12 protein-coding genes are annotated in these 18,532 nt (G+C 69.4%); 10 read left to right on the top strand and 2 right to left on the bottom strand.

Annotated elements, in window-relative coordinates; genetic code table 11:
• Positions 1–24 precede the first annotated feature (24 nt).
• Together FBQ73_RS19535 and FBQ73_RS19530 are read left to right on the top strand one after the other, a co-directional pair.
• A complete protein-coding gene (locus FBQ73_RS19535) occupies positions 25–711 on the top strand; it encodes a VIT1/CCC1 transporter family protein (protein ID WP_138401168.1) in 687 nt (228 codons plus the stop codon).
• Positions 712–892: 181 nt separating this feature from the next.
• A complete protein-coding gene (locus tag FBQ73_RS19530; protein WP_246089792.1) occupies positions 893–1,600 on the top strand; it encodes a gamma-glutamylcyclotransferase in 708 nt (235 codons plus the stop codon).
• A 16-nt stretch (positions 1,601–1,616) separates the two neighbouring features.
• Here FBQ73_RS19530 and FBQ73_RS19525 read toward each other — a convergent pair whose 3' ends face one another.
• Positions 1,617–2,552, bottom strand: coding sequence for a 2-hydroxyacid dehydrogenase (locus FBQ73_RS19525; RefSeq protein WP_138401166.1), 936 nt, complete (start codon positions 2,550–2,552; stop codon positions 1,617–1,619).
• 732 nt (positions 2,553–3,284) lie between these two features.
• On the opposite strand from FBQ73_RS19525, the gene FBQ73_RS19520 reads away from it, so the two are divergent.
• The 8 genes from FBQ73_RS19520 to FBQ73_RS19485 all read left to right on the top strand — a co-directional run bounded on the left by FBQ73_RS19520 (position 3,285) and on the right by FBQ73_RS19485 (position 16,702).
• Entirely contained in the window at positions 3,285–3,593 is a 309-nt protein-coding gene (locus FBQ73_RS19520) for a DUF485 domain-containing protein (RefSeq protein WP_138401165.1), read from the top strand.
• The gene (locus FBQ73_RS19515) at positions 3,593–5,329 is read left to right on the top strand and encodes a cation acetate symporter (RefSeq protein ID WP_138401164.1); all 1,737 of its coding nucleotides are present in this window, start codon (positions 3,593–3,595) and stop codon (positions 5,327–5,329) included. Before FBQ73_RS19520 ends, FBQ73_RS19515 begins: the two co-directional genes overlap by 1 nt.
• A 445-nt stretch (positions 5,330–5,774) precedes the next feature.
• Complete coding sequence (locus tag FBQ73_RS19510; RefSeq protein WP_138401163.1) at positions 5,775–7,238, top strand: putative nucleotidyltransferase substrate binding domain-containing protein; 1,464 nt, start codon at positions 5,775–5,777, stop codon at positions 7,236–7,238.
• Positions 7,235–7,585, top strand: a complete 351-nt coding sequence (locus FBQ73_RS19505; protein WP_138401162.1) for a hypothetical protein — start codon at positions 7,235–7,237, stop codon at positions 7,583–7,585. The genes FBQ73_RS19510 and FBQ73_RS19505 overlap by 4 nt, the downstream gene beginning before the upstream one ends.
• On the top strand, positions 7,582–10,482 hold the full coding sequence (locus tag FBQ73_RS19500) for an ATP-binding protein (protein ID WP_138401161.1): 2,901 nt from the start codon (positions 7,582–7,584) through the stop codon (positions 10,480–10,482). The genes FBQ73_RS19505 and FBQ73_RS19500 overlap by 4 nt, the downstream gene beginning before the upstream one ends.
• Positions 10,479–10,946 carry a response regulator transcription factor gene (locus FBQ73_RS19495; protein ID WP_138401160.1) on the top strand — a complete coding sequence of 156 codons (468 nt, stop codon included), beginning with the start codon at positions 10,479–10,481 and terminating at the stop codon, positions 10,944–10,946. Before FBQ73_RS19500 ends, FBQ73_RS19495 begins: the two co-directional genes overlap by 4 nt.
• Positions 10,943–13,102 (top strand): exonuclease domain-containing protein, encoded by a 2,160-nt coding sequence (locus FBQ73_RS19490; protein ID WP_138401159.1) that lies wholly within the window; start codon positions 10,943–10,945, stop codon positions 13,100–13,102. The genes FBQ73_RS19495 and FBQ73_RS19490 overlap by 4 nt, the downstream gene beginning before the upstream one ends.
• A gap of 441 nt (positions 13,103–13,543) precedes the next feature.
• Complete coding sequence (locus FBQ73_RS19485) at positions 13,544–16,702, top strand: autotransporter outer membrane beta-barrel domain-containing protein (RefSeq protein ID WP_246089791.1); 3,159 nt, start codon at positions 13,544–13,546, stop codon at positions 16,700–16,702.
• A gap of 84 nt (positions 16,703–16,786) precedes the next feature.
• On the opposite strand, the gene FBQ73_RS19480 is transcribed toward FBQ73_RS19485, so the two are convergent.
• Positions 16,787–18,409 carry an ABC-F family ATP-binding cassette domain-containing protein gene (locus tag FBQ73_RS19480; protein WP_138401157.1) on the bottom strand — a complete coding sequence of 541 codons (1,623 nt, stop codon included), beginning with the start codon at positions 18,407–18,409 and terminating at the stop codon, positions 16,787–16,789.
• Positions 18,410–18,532: the final 123 nt, after the last annotated feature.

Genomic DNA, 18,532 nt, shown 5'->3' with positions numbered 1-18,532 from the left:
CGGGAAGGCTCAGGGAGAAGTGCCATGCATCGGGAAAATCATCTCATCTCCCGCATCGGCTGGCTGCGGGCGGCGGTGCTCGGCGCCAATGACGGCATCATCTCCACCGCGAGCTTGGTGATCGGCGTCGCCGCCGCCTCCGCCTCGGCCAACGAGCCCTTGGTGGCGGGCGTCGCGGGGCTGGTGGCGGGCGCCATGTCCATGGCTGCGGGGGAATATGTCTCCGTCAGCTCCCAGGCCGATACCGAGGCGGCGGACATGGCCCGCGAGCGCAAGGAGCTGGCCGAGCAGCCCCGCGCGGAACTCGCCGAGCTGGCGCAGATCTATGTGGAACGGGGCGTCGAGAAGGCGCTCGCCCTGAAGGTCGCCCAGCAGATGATGGAGAAGGACGCCTTCGCCGCCCACGCCCGCGACGAGCTGGGCCTCTCCGAGCACATGGTGGCGCGGCCGATCCAGGCGGCGCTCACCTCCGCCGGAACCTTTGCCGCCGGAGCGGCCCTGCCGCTGGCGCTCACCGCCGTGGCGCCTTTGGGGTCGATCCCGCTGGTGGTGGCGGGCGGGTCCCTCGTCTGCCTCGCATTGCTCGGCGCAGTGGGCGCCCGCGTCGGCGGCGCCGGGCTGCTGAAGCCCACGGTACGCGTCACCTTCTGGGGCGCCTTCGCCATGGCCGTCACCGCCGCCATCGGCGCCGTCATCGGCCACGCGGTCTGAGAGGGGAAACCTCGATCAGGGGCCGCGCGGGCTGAGAGGAAGGATCCGGCGAGGCCAGACGCATCCGCGCAGGCGCAAATGGCGCAGGGATATGGTGCAAGCGCCGCTTGCGCCGGTGCATCTGGCGCGCGTCGGACGGCCATGGCATTGGCGCACTTCCTGCTTATATCCCTTCGTCACCATGAAGATCCAAGAGCTCACCCGCGAACTGATCGAATCCGGCGGCATCGACGCCATCGCGGCGCGGGACGCCCCGGCCCTGCGCGTGCTCAGCGATGAAGAGCGCGCCGCCTCCCTGCGCGCCACCCTGGACGCCCGCCCCGACGGGGAGGCCTGGCTGTTCGCCTATGGATCGCTGATCTGGAATCCCACGGTGCATGCCAAGGAGCACCGCACCGCCCGCATCGAGGGTTGGCACCGGGCGTTCTGCCTCACCACCCTGATCGGGCGCGGCACCACCGACAATCCCGGCCTCACCCTCGGCCTCGACGAGGGCGGCGCCTGCCACGGCATCGCCCTGCGCATCGACGAGGCGATCCTGGAGCGCGAGCTGTCCATCCTGTGGCGACGGGAGATGCTGTCGGGCGCCTATGTGCCACGCTGGCTGGACGTTTTCGATGCAGATGGCGCGCGCTTCGGCAGCGCCATCTCCTTCACCATCGACCGCAGCAGTTGCCAATATGCCGGCGGGCTCACCCACGCCGAAATCATCCGCCGGCTCGCCCACGCCTCCGGCGCCATCGGCTCGGCGGCGGACTATCTGTTCCAGACCTGCGCCGGGCTGCGCTCCCACGGCATCCCCGACCCGGTGCTGGAGGCGCTGGCGGTGGAGGTGGCCGCCGCCCGCGACGAGACCATGATACGGGAGGCCTGCGGCCGCACCCCGTAGCACGATGGCCCCGGCCTCACACCACGGCGGTGGGCAGGGCTTCCCCAGAAAAGTGTGCCACCAGATTGGCCAGCACCAGATCCGCCATGGCCTGCCGAGTCTCGCCGGTGGCGCTCCCCATGTGCGGCGCAAGCACCACGTTGGACAGGCCGAAAAAGCCGTCCGGCACCCGCGGCTCGTCGGCGAACACGTCAAGGGCGGCGCCCCCGAGGCGACCCTCCTGCAGCGCCGCCAGCAGCGCCGGCTCATCCACCAGCGCGCCGCGCGCCACGTTCACGATGACGCCGCTGGGCCCGAGGGCGTCCATGACGGGGCGGTCGATGACATTGCGCGTTTCCGCCGAAGCCGACGCCGCCAGCACGAGCACATCGCTACGCGCCGCAAGCGCCAGCGGCGTCGGCTTGAAATCATAGGGCACGTCCTGCCTGGTCCGGCCACAATAGGCGATCTGCGCGTCGAAGCCCTCCAGCCGCCGCGCGATGGCCCGCCCGATGCGGCCCAGCCCGAAGATGCCGAAGCGCCGCCGCGAGACCTTGACGCCGAACGGCAGAGTCCCGCCCGGCCACTGGCCGGCGCGCACGAAGGCGTCGCCCCTCACGATCTGCCGCAGCAGTGCGATGGACAGGCCGATGGCGAAGTCCGCCACGTCCTCGGTGAGCACATCCGGCGTGTTGGTGACGCGAACACCCCGGCGACGGGCCTCCACCAGATCCACCTTGTCGAAGCCCACGCCGTTGATGGCGACGATCTCCAGCGCCGGCAGCCTCGCCCCGAGGTCCGGCGGCAGGCCGAGGTGGGCGCCCGTGACGAGGCCCCGGATGGCGCCGGCGTGGCGGGCGAGGAACCCCTCGGGGTCCTTGCTCTCGAAGAAGCGATGCACGGTGAAGCGCTCGGCCAGCGCCGCCTCAAGGCCGGGCAGCTGCGGGCAAAACTGGATGATCTCGGGCTTCATGACCTGTCCTCGATGGATCGGCGCGGGGCGCGGCCCGGGCCTGGAATTCTGATGCTGCGGCCGGGCCCCGCCCGGCCCCTCTGCCGCACCGTAGCCGGATTCGGCGCCTGCCAATTTCGGGCGGAGGGCACGGTGGGGGCAAGGGTGTCGTCGCCACGTCGAGGGGGAACGGGGCAGAGGATGCCGAAATAGAGCACCGCAGCCCCGGGAGCGGCGGCAAGGTGGCGGTGCTGCACCGCACACCATGGCGCGCCCCGCGCGGCCTGTGTCCACCGGAGCGACTCCGGCAGGACATGGAATTCGTTGGGGCCGAGAGCGCCCCTGCCGGAGCACCGGAATGCCGGCCACCCCTCCGCCCGCTACCTCACACGGAACAGATCGCGCTGATCCTCATAATACGAAGGGCGGAGCGTTGAGTTGCTTCACCCGAAAGTATAAGATTCTGGCGGCTTTGGAAAAAGCCGCTCCGGACCTGGTCGAACGCAACTGCAAAACACCGAAAATACCGCTAAACTTCTGATCTGAAGCGATTCTTTGCCCCAAAAGCACTGTGTGCGGTGCGGGAGCCTGCCGCAGGAGTATCGCCCAAAGTACGGTATCTCCCCAACTAGCGTCCGCCGCGCGGCTGGTCCAGATTGCAGGCGCGACGTGTGGCCCGCTCCGGCCCTGCGTCGTCCCACGATAACAATCAGGTCCGCGGAACAGCCGTGGACCGCAAAGGGAGGGGCTCCGATGGACGCATCTCTGGCCGCGCGCATTGCGGCCGACCCCAATTATCAGAAGTTGAAGGCGACGCGCTCGCGCTTCGGCTGGATTCTCACTTTCGCGATGCTGGTCGTTTACTACGGCTTCATCCTGCTTATTGCCTTCGACAAGGCCGTTCTTGCCGCGCGTATCGGCTCCGGCGTGATGACATGGGGTATTCCCATCGGCTTCGGCGTGATCGTCTTCACGATCCTCATCACCGCCATCTATGTCCGCCGCGCGAACAGCGAGTTCGACGACCTTTCCGAGAAGATCAAGCAGCAGGTGCTCAAGTGATGTCGACGCATGCTTTCATCGGCAAGGCGGCGCGCCTTGCGGGCCTGACCCTTTGCGCGCTGGCGCTGGCTCCCGCGGCGGCCTTCGCTGCCGAGGCCATCGGCGCCTCGGAAAAACAGGCCACCAACTGGACCGCGATCGCCATGTTCGCGATCTTCGTGGTCGGCACCCTTTTCATCACCAAATGGGCGGCGGCGAAGACCAAGTCGGCGGCCGACTTCTACACCGCCGGCGGCGGCATCACCGGCTTCCAGAACGGCCTCGCCATCGCCGGCGACTACATGTCCGCGGCTTCGTTCCTCGGCATCTCCGCGGCGGTGATGATCTCCGGCTTCGACGGCCTCATCTACTCCATCGGCTTCCTGGTGGGTTGGCCCATCCTCACCTTCCTGATGGCGGAACGCCTGCGCAACCTCGGCAAGTTCACCTTCGCCGACGTGGCCGCCTTCCGCTTCGCCCAGACCCCGGTGCGCGTGTTCGCGGCCTCCGGCACGCTGGTGGTGGTGGCCTTCTATCTCATCGCCCAGATGGTGGGTGCCGGCCAGCTGATCAAGCTGCTGTTCGGCCTCGACTACTGGATCGCGGTGGTGATCGTCGGCGCGCTGATGATGGTCTACGTGCTGTTCGGCGGCATGACCGCCACCACCTGGGTGCAGATCATCAAGGCCTGCCTGCTGCTCGGCGGCGCCACCTTCATGGCGCTCATGGTGCTGTGGCGCTACGGCTTCAGCCCGGAGAACATGTTCGCGGCGGCGGTCGCCGTGAAGACGCAGATCGCCACCGCCAAGGGCGCTGCCCCGGCGGCCGCTGAAGCGGCTGGCCAGTCCATCATGGGGCCGGGCACCTTCATCAAGGATCCGATCTCGGCCATCTCCTTCGGCATGGCGCTCATGTTCGGCACCGCCGGCCTGCCCCATATCCTGATGCGCTTCTTCACCGTGCCCAGCGCCAAGGAAGCGCGCAAGTCGGTGATGTGGGCCACCGGGTGGATCGGCTACTTCTACCTGCTCACCTTCATCATCGGCTTCGGCGCCATCACCTTCGTCCTCACCAATCCCGGCTTCCTCGACGCCAAGGGCGCTCTGGTGGGCGGCAACAACATGGCGGCGGTGCATCTGGCCCAGGCGGTCGGCGGCAACATCTTCCTCGGCTTCATCTCGGCGGTGGCGTTCGCGACCATCCTCGCGGTGGTGGCGGGCCTGACGCTCTCGGGCGCCTCGGCGGTGTCGCACGACCTCTATTCCACGGTGCTGAAGAAGGGTAAGGCCGACAGCGCGGCGGAACTCAAGGTCTCGCGCATCACCACCATCTGCCTCGGCATCCTGGCGGTGCTGCTGGGCATCGCCTTCGAGAAGCAGAACATCGCCTTCATGGTGTCCCTGGCCTTCGCGGTGGCGGCCTCGGCCAACTTCCCGGTGCTGTTCATGTCGGTGCTGTGGAAGGATTGCACCACCCGCGGCGCGGTGATCGGCGGCTTCCTCGGGCTCGCCTCCTCGGTGATCCTCACCATCCTGTCGCCGTCGGTGTGGGAAGCTACCCTGGGCAACCCGGTTGGCTCGGCACCGTTCCCCTACACCTCGCCGGCGCTGTTCTCCATGACGTTCGGCTTCGTCGGCATCTGGCTGTTCTCGATCCTCGACAACAGCCCGCGGGCGAAGATCGACCGGGCCGGCTTCCCGGCGCAGCAGGTGCGCTCCGAAACCGGCATCGGAGCCTCGGAAGCCTCGGGTCACTGACCTCACGGCTCTCCTGATGCCGTGGCCGGATCACCTCCGGCCCGGCATAAAGACGAGGACAGCCGGATCAAAATCCCCCGGGCCGACACGGCCCGGGGACAAGGTGTCCTCGCTCCGGCAGCTGGAGGCGGTCGGGCCATCCGACCGCACCGGCGCGTCCGTTTCCCGCCCAAGAACCACGAGAGCGGCCTGCCGCTCTCCCGGGACGCTCCTGCGCCCCCAACCCGCCCGACACCGGGCGGGCTTCGGCATTGACGCCGCCGGCCCCGGCCGTACGGCGCCGGGACGGCTTCAGGGCATGCGCCGGCCAGATTGCGCCGCGCTCCGATCGGCACATGCTTCTTCCTTGAATTTGGTTCCTTGAATTTGGTGCGCGATTCACCGGACAAATTCATTCCATCTGCTCGGATCGCGCTCTAGCCAGGCACCGCGGGGGCTTTCATCCATGACCGATGAAACAGGCTCGCCTCTCGTCAATACCAGCCGCGAGCGCCGCGAGTTCGTCTCGCTGATGACCTCGCGGGTGCGCGACGTGTTCCTGCGCAAGCCGTTCTACGTGGACGGGTCCATGGACCTCGTCAGCCTGTGCCGTGCCCTGTCCGAGCGTGGGCTCAGCGAGGCCCTGGTGCGCGACGGCGGCCGCATCGGCATCTTCACCACCACCGACCTGCGCGACGCCCTGCTGGGCGAGACGCCCCCCGCCCGCCTGCCGGTGCGGGCGGTGGCGACCTTCGACCCCTGTTCGGTGCGCCCCGACGCCGAGCTGTTCGAGGCCCTCATCCTCATGCTGCGCCACCGCATCCACCGGGTGGTGGTGCGCGAGGGCACGGACGAGGCCGGCATCGTCGGCGTGCTGGGCCAGCTCGATCTCATGGCCTTCGTGGCCAACCACTCCCACCTCATCGCTTTGGAGGCCGAGCAGGCCACCAGCCTTGAAGAACTGAAGGCCGCCGCGCGGCAGATCGACAGCCTCGTCGGCGTGCTCGATGCGGACGGGGTGCGGGTGGAAGTCATCGCGGCGCTGGTGGGCGAACTGAACCGGCAGGTGTTCCGCCGCCTGTGGGAGATGCTGGCCCCGGAGGACCTGCGCGCCAACTCCTGCCTCGTGGTGATGGGCTCGGAGGGGCGCGGCGAGCAGATCATCAAGACCGACCAGGACAATGCCCTGCTGCTGGCCGACGGCTTCACCTGCGACGGCCTCGACGACATCACCGCCCGCTTCACCGCGGCGCTGATCGATTTCGGCTATCCGCCCTGCCCCGGCGGCATCATGCTGAGCCAGCCCCTGTGGTGCCAGAATGTGTCGGCCTTCAAGGAGACGCTCCGGCAGTGGATCCACGGCGGCGACCGGGACGGGCCCATGAATCTCGCCATCTTCCTCGATGCCGCTCCGGTGGCGGGGGACGCCGCGCTGTTGAAGGCGGCGCGGGACCATGTGGACTTCCTGATGATGAACGACGCCGGCTATTTCGCCCGCTTCGCCCAGGCGGTGGAGCGCTTCGGCGAGGGTGGCGGCTGGTGGACGAGGCTGCCGGGCCTCACCGGGCGGGCGGCGGCGGAAATCGACATCAAGAAGCTCGGCATCTTCCCTCTGGTGCATGGGGTGCGGGCGCTGGCGCTGGAACACCGGGTCGGCGCGCTCGGCACCGCCGACCGGCTCCAGGCGCTGGTGGCCACCGGCCATATGGAGGCAAGCTTCGCCCGCGACCTCACCGACGCGCTGCGCTTCCTCATCTCGCTGAAGCTCGCCAATAATCTGCGCCAGATCGCAGCCGGCCGCGCCCCCGGCAACGCCATCCGCCTCACCGATCTCGGCACCCTGGAACGCCAGGCTCTGAAGGAGGCCCTCGCCATCGTGCGGGGCTTCAAGCAATGGCTGTCCCGGCACTACCGGTTCGACGCCCTATGAGCGCGGGTGACCAGACCGGCGGGGATCCCGCCCCGCCCCGCCCCGCCGTTCCGGCGGCGGCGCAGGCGCATGCCCCGTCCGAGCGTGGGCCGCGCCCGCAGATCCTGCTGGCCCTGTTCGCCACCGGCGTGCTGGCCTTCAATTTCCCGCTGCTCATGGTGTGGGACGCGGAGGCAACCGTGTTCGGCCTGCCGCTCTTGCCGGTGGCCCTGTTCGCCATCTGGGCGGCGCTGATCGCCGCCCTCGCGGTGGCCAGCGAGCGCCGGCCGAAGGTCACCCCTCAAATCTGGCCACCGATCCTGCCGCCGCGAGACGGCGTGCAGCAGCCTCCAGCGGAGGCGCCATGATCTCCGCGCCCGTGGTGGTGGGCGCGGCGGTTTTCTACCTCGCGCTCCTGTTCGCCGTCGCCGCCTTCGCCGACCGGCGCGCGCGGGAAGGCCGCTCGATCATCGGCAACGCCTGGATCTATGCCCTGTCGCTGGCGGTCTACTGCACCGCCTGGACCTATTTCGGCAGCGTCGGGCGCGCCGCCGCCACCGGCGTGTGGTTCCTGCCCATCTATCTCGGGCCCATGCTGGCTATGCTTCTGGCATGGATCGTGGTGCGCAAGATGATCCGCATCGCCCACACCTATCGCATCACCTCCATCGCCGATTTCATCGCCAGCCGCTACGGCAAGAGCCCGCTGGTGGCGGCTCTGGTCACCCTCATCACCGTGGTGGGCATCGTGCCCTACATCGCGCTCCAGCTGAAGGCCGTGTCCTCGGGCTACCTGCTGCTCACCGCTTCCGGGGCGGCCGGCGGCGGGCCGAGCCCGGCCTGGTGGCAGGACGGCACTCTGCTGGTGGCGCTGGCCCTTGCCCTGTTCACCATCCTGTTCGGCGCCCGCCACCTCGACAGCGCCGAGCGTCACGAGGGCATGGTGGCGGCGGTGGCGTTCGAATCCCTGGTCAAGCTGGTGGCTTTCCTCGCGGTGGGCGTGTTCGTCACCTATGGCCTGTTCGACGGCATGGCCGACATCTGGGCGCGGGCCAAGGCGGTGCCGGAGATGGCCTCCCTGCTGCGCCTCGGCGGCACGGGCGGGGCCGGCGCCTTCGGCTATGCCCAGTGGTTCACGCTGACGCTGCTCTCCATGCTGTCGGTGCTGCTGTTGCCGCGCCAGTTCCAGATGATGGTGGTGGAGTGCGTGAACGAGCGGCACCTGAAGCGCGCCGCCTGGGTGTTTCCGGCCTATCTCCTCGTCATCAACATCTTCGTGCTGCCGCTGGCGCTGGGCGGCCTGCTGTTGCTCGGCCCGAATGGCGCGGACCCGGAGACCTTCGTGCTGTCCCTGCCGCTGGCCAACGGGGCCACCGGGCTGGCGCTGTTCGCCTATGTGGGCGGGCTCTCGGCCGCCACCGGCATGCTGATCGTGGAGACCATCGCCGTCTCCACCATGGTCTGCAACGATCTCGTCATGCCTGCCCTGCTGCGGCGCCAGGGTCGCAAAGCGTTTTCAAGCGAAGTGGAAACCGGTTCGCGTGAAGAAAACGCGTCACGACAGGACAATGCGCGGGCCGGCGGCGACCTGACGGCGCTCATCCTCAACATCCGCCGCGCCGCCATCCTCGCCATCCTGCTGCTCGGCTATCTCTATTTCCAGGTGGCGGGGGAGGCCTATGCACTGGTCTCCATCGGCCTCATCAGCTTTGCCGCCGTGGCCCAGTTCGCACCGGCCCTGTTCGGCGGCATGTACTGGCGCGAGGCCACCCGCGCCGGGGCGCTCGGGGGCTTGTTGGGCGGCTTTGTGGTGTGGGCCTACACCCTGATGCTGCCCTCGGTGGCGAAATCGGGATGGATCGACGACGGCTTCCTCACCCACGGCCCGTTCGGCATCACCGCCCTCGCCCCGGAGCGCCTGTTCGGCCTTCAGGGTCTCGACAACCTCTCCCACTCCCTGTTCTGGAGCCTCACCGTCAACGTCGCGCTCTATGTGGGCCTGTCCCTGTGGCGCGCGCCCTCGGGGCGGGAGGCAAGCCAGGCGCTGCTGTTCGTGGACGTGTTCGCCCGCGGCCATGCCACGGCAACCGCAGGCGCCGCCGACCCGGTGTTCTGGCGCGGCCGCGCGCGCCCCGCCGACCTGATGGCGCTGGCGAGCCGCCTGCTCGGCCCCGACGCCGCGCGCCAGATCTTCGAAGAGCATTCCCACGAGAGCGGCGTCGCCGTGGGAACCGACCTCACCGCCGACGCCCGCCTCGTGGACAAGGTGGAGCGGCGCCTTGCCGGCGCGGTGGGCAGCGCCTCGGCGCGGGTGCTGGTGGCGGCGGTGGCGGAGGAGGAGCCGCTCAGCCCCGCCGATGTCATGGAGATCCTGAACGAGGCCTCGCAATTGCGGGTCTACGCGCTGGCGCTGGAGGAAAAATCCCGCTCGCTGGAGATCGCCTCGGCCGAATTGTCCGCCGCCAACGCGCAGTTGCGCACCCTCGACGAGCTGAAGGACGATTTCGTCTCCTCCGTCACCCACGAATTGCGCACGCCGCTCACCGCCATCCGCGCTTTGTCCGAGCTGATGCTGGACGCCCCCGACATGGAGGCGCCCCAGCGCCAGGAATTCCTCACCATCATCGTGGGCGAGAGCGAGCGGCTGGGCCGGCTCGTCAACCAGGTGCTGGACATGGCCAAGCTCGAATCCGGTCATGGCGAATGGCACAATGCCGACGTGGACCTGCGCCGCCTCGTCCGCGACGCCGTCACCGCCACCACCGAGCTGGCGCGCAGCCGGGGCGCGCAGATCACGTTCGAGGCGCCCGACGCGGTGCCACTGCTGCGCGCCGACCCCGACCGGCTGACGCAGGTGGTGCTGAACCTCATCTCCAATGCGGTCAAGTTCGTCCCGGCCGAGGGCGGGCGTGTCCACGTCAGCCTTCATGTGGAGGGCGACGGCCTCGTCGTTCGGGTGAAAGACAACGGGCCGGGGGTGCCCGAGGGCGAGCGCGACACCATATTCGAGAAGTTCCGTCAGGGCGGCGACGCCCTGACCCGCCCCCCCGGCACCGGGCTGGGGCTTCCGATCAGCCGCCGGATCGTGGATCATTTCGGCGGCAGGATGTGGCTGGAGAACCAAGACGGCAGCGGCGCGTGTTTCGCGTTCCGACTGCCCTTCCAGCCAGATGCCGGTGCGGAAGGGCTTGCCCCTGCCGCATCCGAACCCGCAGGCAAGGTGGAAGCCCTGGCCGGCGGCAACACGAGGGAGGAAACGCCATGATTCCCGAATTGGCCCCGGCCAAGGCCTGCGCCGCCAAGGTGCTGATCGCCGACGACGAGCCCAACATCGTCGTGTCGCTGGAATTCATGATGAAGCGCGAGGGCTTCGAGGTGCTGGTGGCCCGTGACGGGCGCGCGGCGCTGGAGGCCATCCGCCGCGAGCGTCCTCGCCTCGTCCTGCTGGACGCCACCATGCCCGGCATGTCCGGCTTCGACGTGTGCGAGGCGGTGCGGGCCGATGCCGACGTGCGCTCCACCTGCATCGTCATGCTCACCGCCAAGGGCCGCGAGACCGACATGGCGCGCGGCGTCGGCGCCGGGGCGGATGCCTATGTCACCAAGCCCTTCTCCACCCGCGACCTGGTGCAGCAGGTGAAGGACATGCTGGCGAAGGACACCGCAGCCCGGGCACTGGCGACCGGCAGCGCCGGGGCGGGCGAGCTGCCGAAGGACATGCCGGCATGAACTTCAACCGGCGTCTGGCGCTGGTCGTGCTCGCGCCGGGCGCACTTCTTGGCCTGTGGCTCCTCCTCGGCGCCGGCCTGCTGTTTGCAGCGCTCGGCCCCGCCGACCGCGCCGCAGTCGCCGATACCCTCGCGCCGCTGATCGACAGCCATGGCATGCTGGTGGTGCTGTGGTGGTTCCTGGCCGCGCTCGGCGCCGGCTTCGTCGCCTTTCGCCTTTATGCCCGCTATGGGGAAGCCCCGGCCCGCCTCGCCGATGCCACCCGCGTGCTGGCCGGCGATGCCGCTGCCCCGCCCCTGCCGCCCCAGGCCGGTACCGGGATGCGTGCGCTTGGCGAGGCCATCAACGCCCTCGCCGGCCAGCGCCGCGCCCTTCAGGACGACATGGCCCGCCTCATCGCCGAGGCCAGCCGCGACGTGGCGCTCCAACGCGACCAGCTCGCCGCCCTGATGGCGGAGCTGGAGCAATCGGTGGTGGTGCTCAATCTCGAAGGGCGGATCCTGCTCTACAACGCCCGCGCCCGCGCCCTCTTCCGCACCCTGTCGCAGGCGCCGGGGGGCGTGGCGGGCGCTGAATTGATCGGCCTCGGCCGGTCCATCCATGCGGTCATCGACCGCGCCCTCATCGACCATGCCCGCGAAGGCATCGCCCGGCGCATCGCCCGCGGCGACGCCCAGGCCTCGGCGCGCTTCGTGACCACGACGCCGCTTGGCCACCTCATCCAGGTGTCGCTTGCCCCGGTGCGGGCGGCGGCGGACGACAAGGGCGACATCACCGGCTTCGTGCTGCTGCTGGACGACATCACCGACGAATACGAGGCGCGTTCGCGGCAGGACCGCCGCTGGCTCGATCTCTCCGAGGCAAGCCGGGCCTCCTTCGCCAGCATGCAGGCCGCCCTCGACATGCTGGACTATCCGGATCTGGAACCCGCCGACCGGGAGCGCTTCCAGGCCGTGGTGCGCGACGAGGTGGGCGTCATGAGCCACCGCCTCACGACACTCGCCGCCGACGCCTCCCACGACATGAAGACCCGCTGGCCGCTGCAGGACATGCTGGGCGCCGACCTTGCCGCAGCCGCCGCCCAGCGCATCACCGCCGAGACCGGGCAGGAGGTGGACACGGTTGCGGTGGACGCCGACCTCTGGCTGAGCGTGGACAGCTTCGCCCTGATTCAGGCCCTCGCCTTCCTCGCCGCGCGCCTTGCCGAGGCGCTGGACGCTCCCAGATTCGCCCTGCGCCTGGCGCCGGCGGGCGGGCGGGCGCATCTCGACCTCGCGTTCCAGGGCACCGCGCCCGGCCTCGACCTCGCAGGCTGGCAGACCCGCCCCATGCAGACCTCCGACGCTCCCTCCCCCCTCACGGTGCGCGACGTGGTGGAGCGGCACGGCGGCGAGCTGTGGCTGGAGCATGCGCGCGACGGTTCGGGGGCGCTGTTCCGCTTCCTGCTGCCGGTGGCCGCCGGCACGGTGGCGCAAGTGCCTGCCCCCGGCGAGAGCCGCCCGGCCTATTATGATTTCGACCTGTTCGCCGCGAGCGCGCAGAGCCGTGAGAGCGACGAGCGGGCGCTCAGCGAGATCGCCTATACGGTGTTCGACACCGAGACCACCGGCCTTGATCCCGCCGGCGGCGACGAAATCCTCCAGATCGGCGCCACCCGCATCGTCAACGGCCGGCTGCTCGCCAGCGAATGCTTCGACCAGTTGGTGGACCCGCAGCGCTCCATTCCGGAGGCTGGCATCGCGGTGCACGGCATCCGGCCGGAGATGGTGCGCGGCAAGCCCACCCTCCCGCAGGTGCTGCCCGCCTTCCACGCCTTTGCCGCCGACACCGTTCTCGTGGGCCACAACGTGGCCTTCGACATGCGCTTTTTGACCCTCAAGGAAAACGCCAGCGGGGTGCGCTTCGATCAGCCGGTGCTCGACACCCTGCTGCTCGCCGCCATCGTCCATCCGGGGGAGGACAGCCACGGCCTGGAAGCCATGGCGGCGCGCCTCGGCATCGCCGTCTCCGGCCGCCACACCGCGCTGGGCGACGCGCTGGCCACCGCCGAGATCTTCCTGAAGCTGCTGCCGCTGCTGCGCGCACGCGGCATCCTCACCCTGGGGCAGGCCCGCGCCGCGGCGCAGACCTCCTATTACGCCCGCCTGCGCTACTGATCCTGAGCGCGGGAGCGCTCCTTGTCGCGGGGTCAGAAGACAGGACCGCCCACCTGCGACAATACCACCCACCCCGCCTGAGACCCCAGCAGCCGCCCACGGGGGCAGCACAGACTCCACAGGCGTTAACGCACGCAATGCGGGTAGAGCCGGCGCAGCATTGCTTACGCGCGACCACCCGACCTGCGACCAAGCTCCAATGATACCAAGCGATCGACGAGGTTCATCCAGTGGTTTGCCAGGAGAGTCCTGACGTAACTGCCCGAGATACAACCCGATTCTGTCGAATGCGCATCCCTCAGCCGGCAACTCTCTTTCGCAATTCAGGAATGGCCAAGCTCAACTTGCGGGCCGCCCCTGGCTATTGGCCCGCCGCGACGCAGCATATACGTTCGGATGTTGCAGAACCTGGGCAGGGTTCGGATGGGCGTTGGGGGCTTTATGGGCAACGGGAAGACGGAGCGGCTGCGCGGGCGCAAGGCCATCGGCGGCACGATGACGTTGCGCGCCCTGCGGGCCGGAGCGCGAATCAGTGCTGCCTCGGTGCTGGCCGCCGGCATGGTCGTGCCAGTCACCGCCTGGGCGCAGAGCGTCACCACCACCGGCGACGTGAACCCCAGCCCCGCCGTTTCGCCCGACTGGAACCTGGCCGTTCCGCTCGAGGTCGGTTTCCTGAACGAAGGCAGCCTGACGGTGGAAGGCGGCGGCACCGTCTCCGCGCCGACCGTCTCGGTGGGCGCCTTCGCCACCGGCACCGCGACCGTCACCGGGACCGGGTCGTCCCTCTCCTCCACGGTCCTGTATTCGGGCTTTCTCGGCTCCGGCACGCTGAACATCGAGGACGGCGCCAGCGTCTCCGCGACGGTGGTGTTCATCGGCGGCTTCACCGACGGCGCCGCGACGGTCACCGGCGCGGGATCCTCCCTCTCCAGCGGCTCCACGCTGTACGTGGGCTTCCTCGGCACCGGCACGCTGAACGTGGAGGACGGCGGCTCCGTCTCCGCCATCAACACCACCATCGGCGGCTTCAAGGACGGCACCGCGACCGTCACCGGGGCGGGATCCTCCATCACCGGCAGCTCCGTGCTGTACGTGGGCTTCCTCGGCACCGGCACGCTGAACGTGGAGAACGGCGCCACCGCCTCCGCGCCGACGACCTATATCGGCGGCTCTGCCAGCGGCACGGCAACCATCACCGGGACCGGATCGAGCCTGTCCAGCGACACGGTTTACGTGGGCTATCTCGGAGCCGGCACGCTGAACGTCACCGATGGCGGCAGCGTCTCCGACACGGACGGCTATCTGGGCTCGAACGGGATCGCCGGAACGGCCACGGTCTCGGGCACCGGCTCCACCTGGAGCAACAGCGCCAGCCTCCACATCGACGGCGGCAGCACGCTCACCGTCACCGACGGCGGCGGCGTCTCCTCCCAGGACGGCTATGTGGGCACGAACGGGCTCGGCGGTACCGCCACGATCTCGGGCACCGGTTCCACCTGGAGCAACAGCGCCAGCCTCCACATCGACGGCACCGGCACGCTGAACGTCACCAATGGCGGCAGCGTCTCCGACACCGACGGCTATCTGGGCTCGGACGGGTTCGCCAGCAGCGCCACCATCTCGGGCGCCGGATCCATCTGGAGCAACAGCTCCAGCCTCCACATCGACGGCGGCAGCAGCCTCACCGTCACCGACGGCGGCGTGGTGAAGGTCGGCGCGACCGGTACCGGAACGCTTGATATCGCGACCGCCGCGGGCAGCGCCGGCACCCTCATCATCGGCGCGGCGGCGGCCGATGCACCGGCCGCGGCGGGCACGCTGCAGGTGGGCTCCATCGCGTTCGGCGACGGCGCCGGAACCCTCGTCCTCAACCATACCGCCATCTCGCCCTACGAGCTGGCCGCCAACATCTCCAGCACCGGCACCACCAGCGCCATCGACGTGTATGCCGGCGTCACCCGCCTCACCGGGGACGATTCCGGCTTCCAGGGCCTCACCACCGTCCATGGCGGCACCCTGCTGGTGGGCGCGGACGGCGGCAGCACCGTGCTCGGCGGCAACGTGGTGGTGGACAGCGCCGGCACGCTGGGCGGCTACGGCAAGATCGGCGGCAACCTCACGGTGGCCGGCACGCTGGCGCCGGGCAATTCCATCGGCACCCTCTCGGTGGGCGGCAACGCCGGCTTCACGTCCACCTCCACCTATGCGGTGGAGCTGAACACCTCCACCGGCGCGGCGGACAAGACCGTCGTGGACGGCGCGGCCACCATCGCCACCGGCGCCGTGCTCGACGTGGACCGCTCCGGCTCGGGCCCCTACCTGGTGGGGACGCGATACACCGTGCTCACCGCCGCGGGCGGCATCAGCGGCCTCTTCGCCCTCACCGGCGACACCTATCTGACCCCGTTCTACGACCTCGGCCTCGTCTCCGACGGCACCACCATGGCGCTGGAAGTGGAGAAGACCACCCAGTTCGCCGACGCCGCCCTCACCTTCAACCAGCGCAACACCGCCGCCGCCCTCGACCGGCTGCCGGCGGACGGCGCGCTCTCCTTCGCGGTGGGCAACCAGGCGAGCTTCGCCGCCGCCCGCGTCGCCTTCGACCTGCTGTCCGGCGAGCTCTATGCCAGCGCCAAGACGGTGTTCATCGAGGACAGCCGCTTCGTGCGCAACGCCATGAACGACCGCCTGCGCGCCGCCACCGACGCCGTCGCCACGGCGAGCGCGCCGGCCCTCGCCTACGTCAAGGGCGTGCCCACCAAGGTGGCGCCGAACCATGACGGGCTCGTGTTCTGGGCCACCGGCTTCGGCTCCTGGGGCTCCATCGACACCGACGGCAACGCGGCGAGCCTCGACAGCTCCACGGGCGGCCTGCTCGTGGGGGCGGACGCTCCGGTGGGCGACTGGCGCGTCGGCGTCCTCGCCGGCTACAGTGGCACGTCATTCTCGGTGGATGACCGCGCCTCCTCCGGCAGCAGCGACAACTACCACGTGGGCCTTTATGGCGGCAGCGCCTGGGGGGCGCTCTCCCTGCGCACCGGCGCGGCTTATACGTGGCAGGATGTGTCCAGCACCCGCACCGTCGCCTTCCCCGGCCTGTTCGACCAGCTCTCGGGCGATTACACGGCCGGCACCGCGCAGGTGTTCGGCGAGCTGGGCTGGCGGATCAACGCCGCCGGCGTCGCCTTCGAGCCCTTCGCCAATCTCGCCTATGTGAATCTCGACACCCAGGGCTTCACCGAGACCGGCGGCATCGCGGCGCTGACCGTGGACGGCGAGAGCACCGGCGTCACCTTCACCACCCTGGGGCTTCGGGCCTCCGCCGCCTTCGACCTCGGCTCCATGGCCGCGGTGGCGCGGGGCACGCTGGGCTGGCGGCACGCCTTCGGCGACACCACGCCTACCTCCGTCAACGCCTTCGCGGTGTTCGACGCCTACACGGTGGCGGGCGTGCCCATCGCCGAGGATGCGGCGGTGGTGGAAGCCGGCCTCGACATCAAGCTCTCCCCGCAGGCGACGCTCGGCCTCGTCTATGCCGGCCAGTTCGGCTCGGGCGCCACCGACAACGGCGGCAAGGCCACACTGTCCTACAAGTTCTGAGCACGGGAGCGCCCGGGCTGATCCAGCCGGGGCGCGATATGCACCAACCCGAACGGCCTCGGTCCCTGACCGAGGCCGTTGGCGTCAGCTTCGCAGGCCGGGGGCTTCCTGGCCGGTGCGGGCCACGTATTCGGTGTAGCCGCCGCCATATTGGTGGATGCCGTCCGGGGTCAGCTCCAGCACCCGGTTGGACAAGGCGGCGAGGAAGTGCCGGTCGTGTGAAACGAACAGCATGGTGCCCTCATAGTCCGCCAGCGCGGCGATGAGCATTTCCTTGGTGGCGATGTCGAGATGGTTGGTGGGCTCGTCCAGCACCAGGAAGTTGGGCGGATCGTAGAGCATGCGCGCCATGGCGAGGCGGGCCTTCTCGCCCCCCGACAGCACCCGGCAGCGCTTGTCCGCATCATCGCCCGAGAAGCCGAAGCAGCCGGCCAACGCGCGCAGCGCGCCCTGCCCCGCCTGCGGGAATGAATCCTCCAGGGTCTCGAACACGGTGCGCTCGCCGTCCAGCACCTCCATGGCGTGCTGGGCGAAATAGGCCATCTTCACGCTGCCGCCCACCGCCACCGTGCCGGCATCCGGCTCCGTCGCGCCGGTCACCAGCTTCAGCAGGGTGGACTTGCCGGCGCCGTTGACGCCCATGACGCACCAGCGCTCGCGGCGGCGCACGTGGAAGTCCAGCCCCTCATAAATGGTGCGGCTGCCGTAGCTTTTGTGGACGCCCTTCAGGCTCGCCACGTCCTCACCGGAGCGCGGCGCCGGCTGGAACTCGAACGACACACTCTCGCGGCGACGGGGCGGCTCCACCCGGTCGATCTTGTCCAGCTTCTTGACCCGGCTCTGCACCTGCGCGGCGTGGGAGGCGCGGGCCTTGAACCGCTCGATGAACTGGATCTCCTTGGCCAACATGGCCTGCTGGCGCTCGAACTGCGCCTGCTGCTGCTTCTCGTTCAGCGCCCGCTGCTGGGCGTAGAACTCATAGTCGCCCGAATAGGTGGTGAGGGCGCCGGCGTCGATCTCCACGATCTTGGTGACGATGCGGTTCATGAAGGCGCGGTCGTGGGAGGTCATCATCAGCGCGCCGTCGAAGCCCTTCAGGAAGGCCTCCAGCCAGATCAGGCTTTCGATGTCGAGATGGTTGGAGGGCTCGTCCAGCAGCATCACGTCCGGGCGCATGAGCAGAATGCGGGCCAGCGCCACCCGCATCTTCCAGCCGCCGGAGAGCTTACCCACGTCGCCGTCCATCATCTCCTGGCTGAAGCCGAGGCCGGCCAGCACCTCGGCGGCGCGGCCCTCCAGCGCATAGCCGCCCAGTTCCTCGAACCGGCCCTGCACCTCGCCGTAGCGCTCGATGATGGCGTCCATCTCTTCGGCGCGCTCGGGGTCGGCCATGGCCGTCTCCAGCTCCTTCAGCTCGGCCGCGACGACGCTCACCGGGCCGGCGCCGTCCATCACCTCGGCCAGCGCGCTGCGGCCTTCCATCTCGCCCACATCCTGGCTGAAATAGCCGATGGTGATGCCGCGATCGACGCTCACCTGCCCCTCGTCCGGGGGCTCCTCGCCGGTGATCATACGGAACAGCGTGGTCTTGCCGGCGCCGTTGGGGCCGACGAGGCCGATCTTCTCGCCCTTCAGCAGCGCCGCCGAGGCTTCGATGAAGACGATCTGCTTGCCGTTCTGCTTGCCGATATTGTCGAGGCGTATCATGCGCGGGGATCTCGGGGAGATGGGGAGCTTGTGCGCGCAAATAGGCCATCAGGCGCCTGCGGGAAAGGGCGCGCAGGCCATGCCAGCTCCTCGCCATGCCTCGCCATCGCCGGCACGCCGCCC

The organism is Xanthobacter autotrophicus (genome assembly GCF_005871085.1).
Taxonomy (GTDB): domain Bacteria; phylum Pseudomonadota; class Alphaproteobacteria; order Rhizobiales; family Xanthobacteraceae; genus Xanthobacter; species Xanthobacter autotrophicus.
This window is presented reverse-complemented; position numbering and strand designations above follow the sequence as displayed.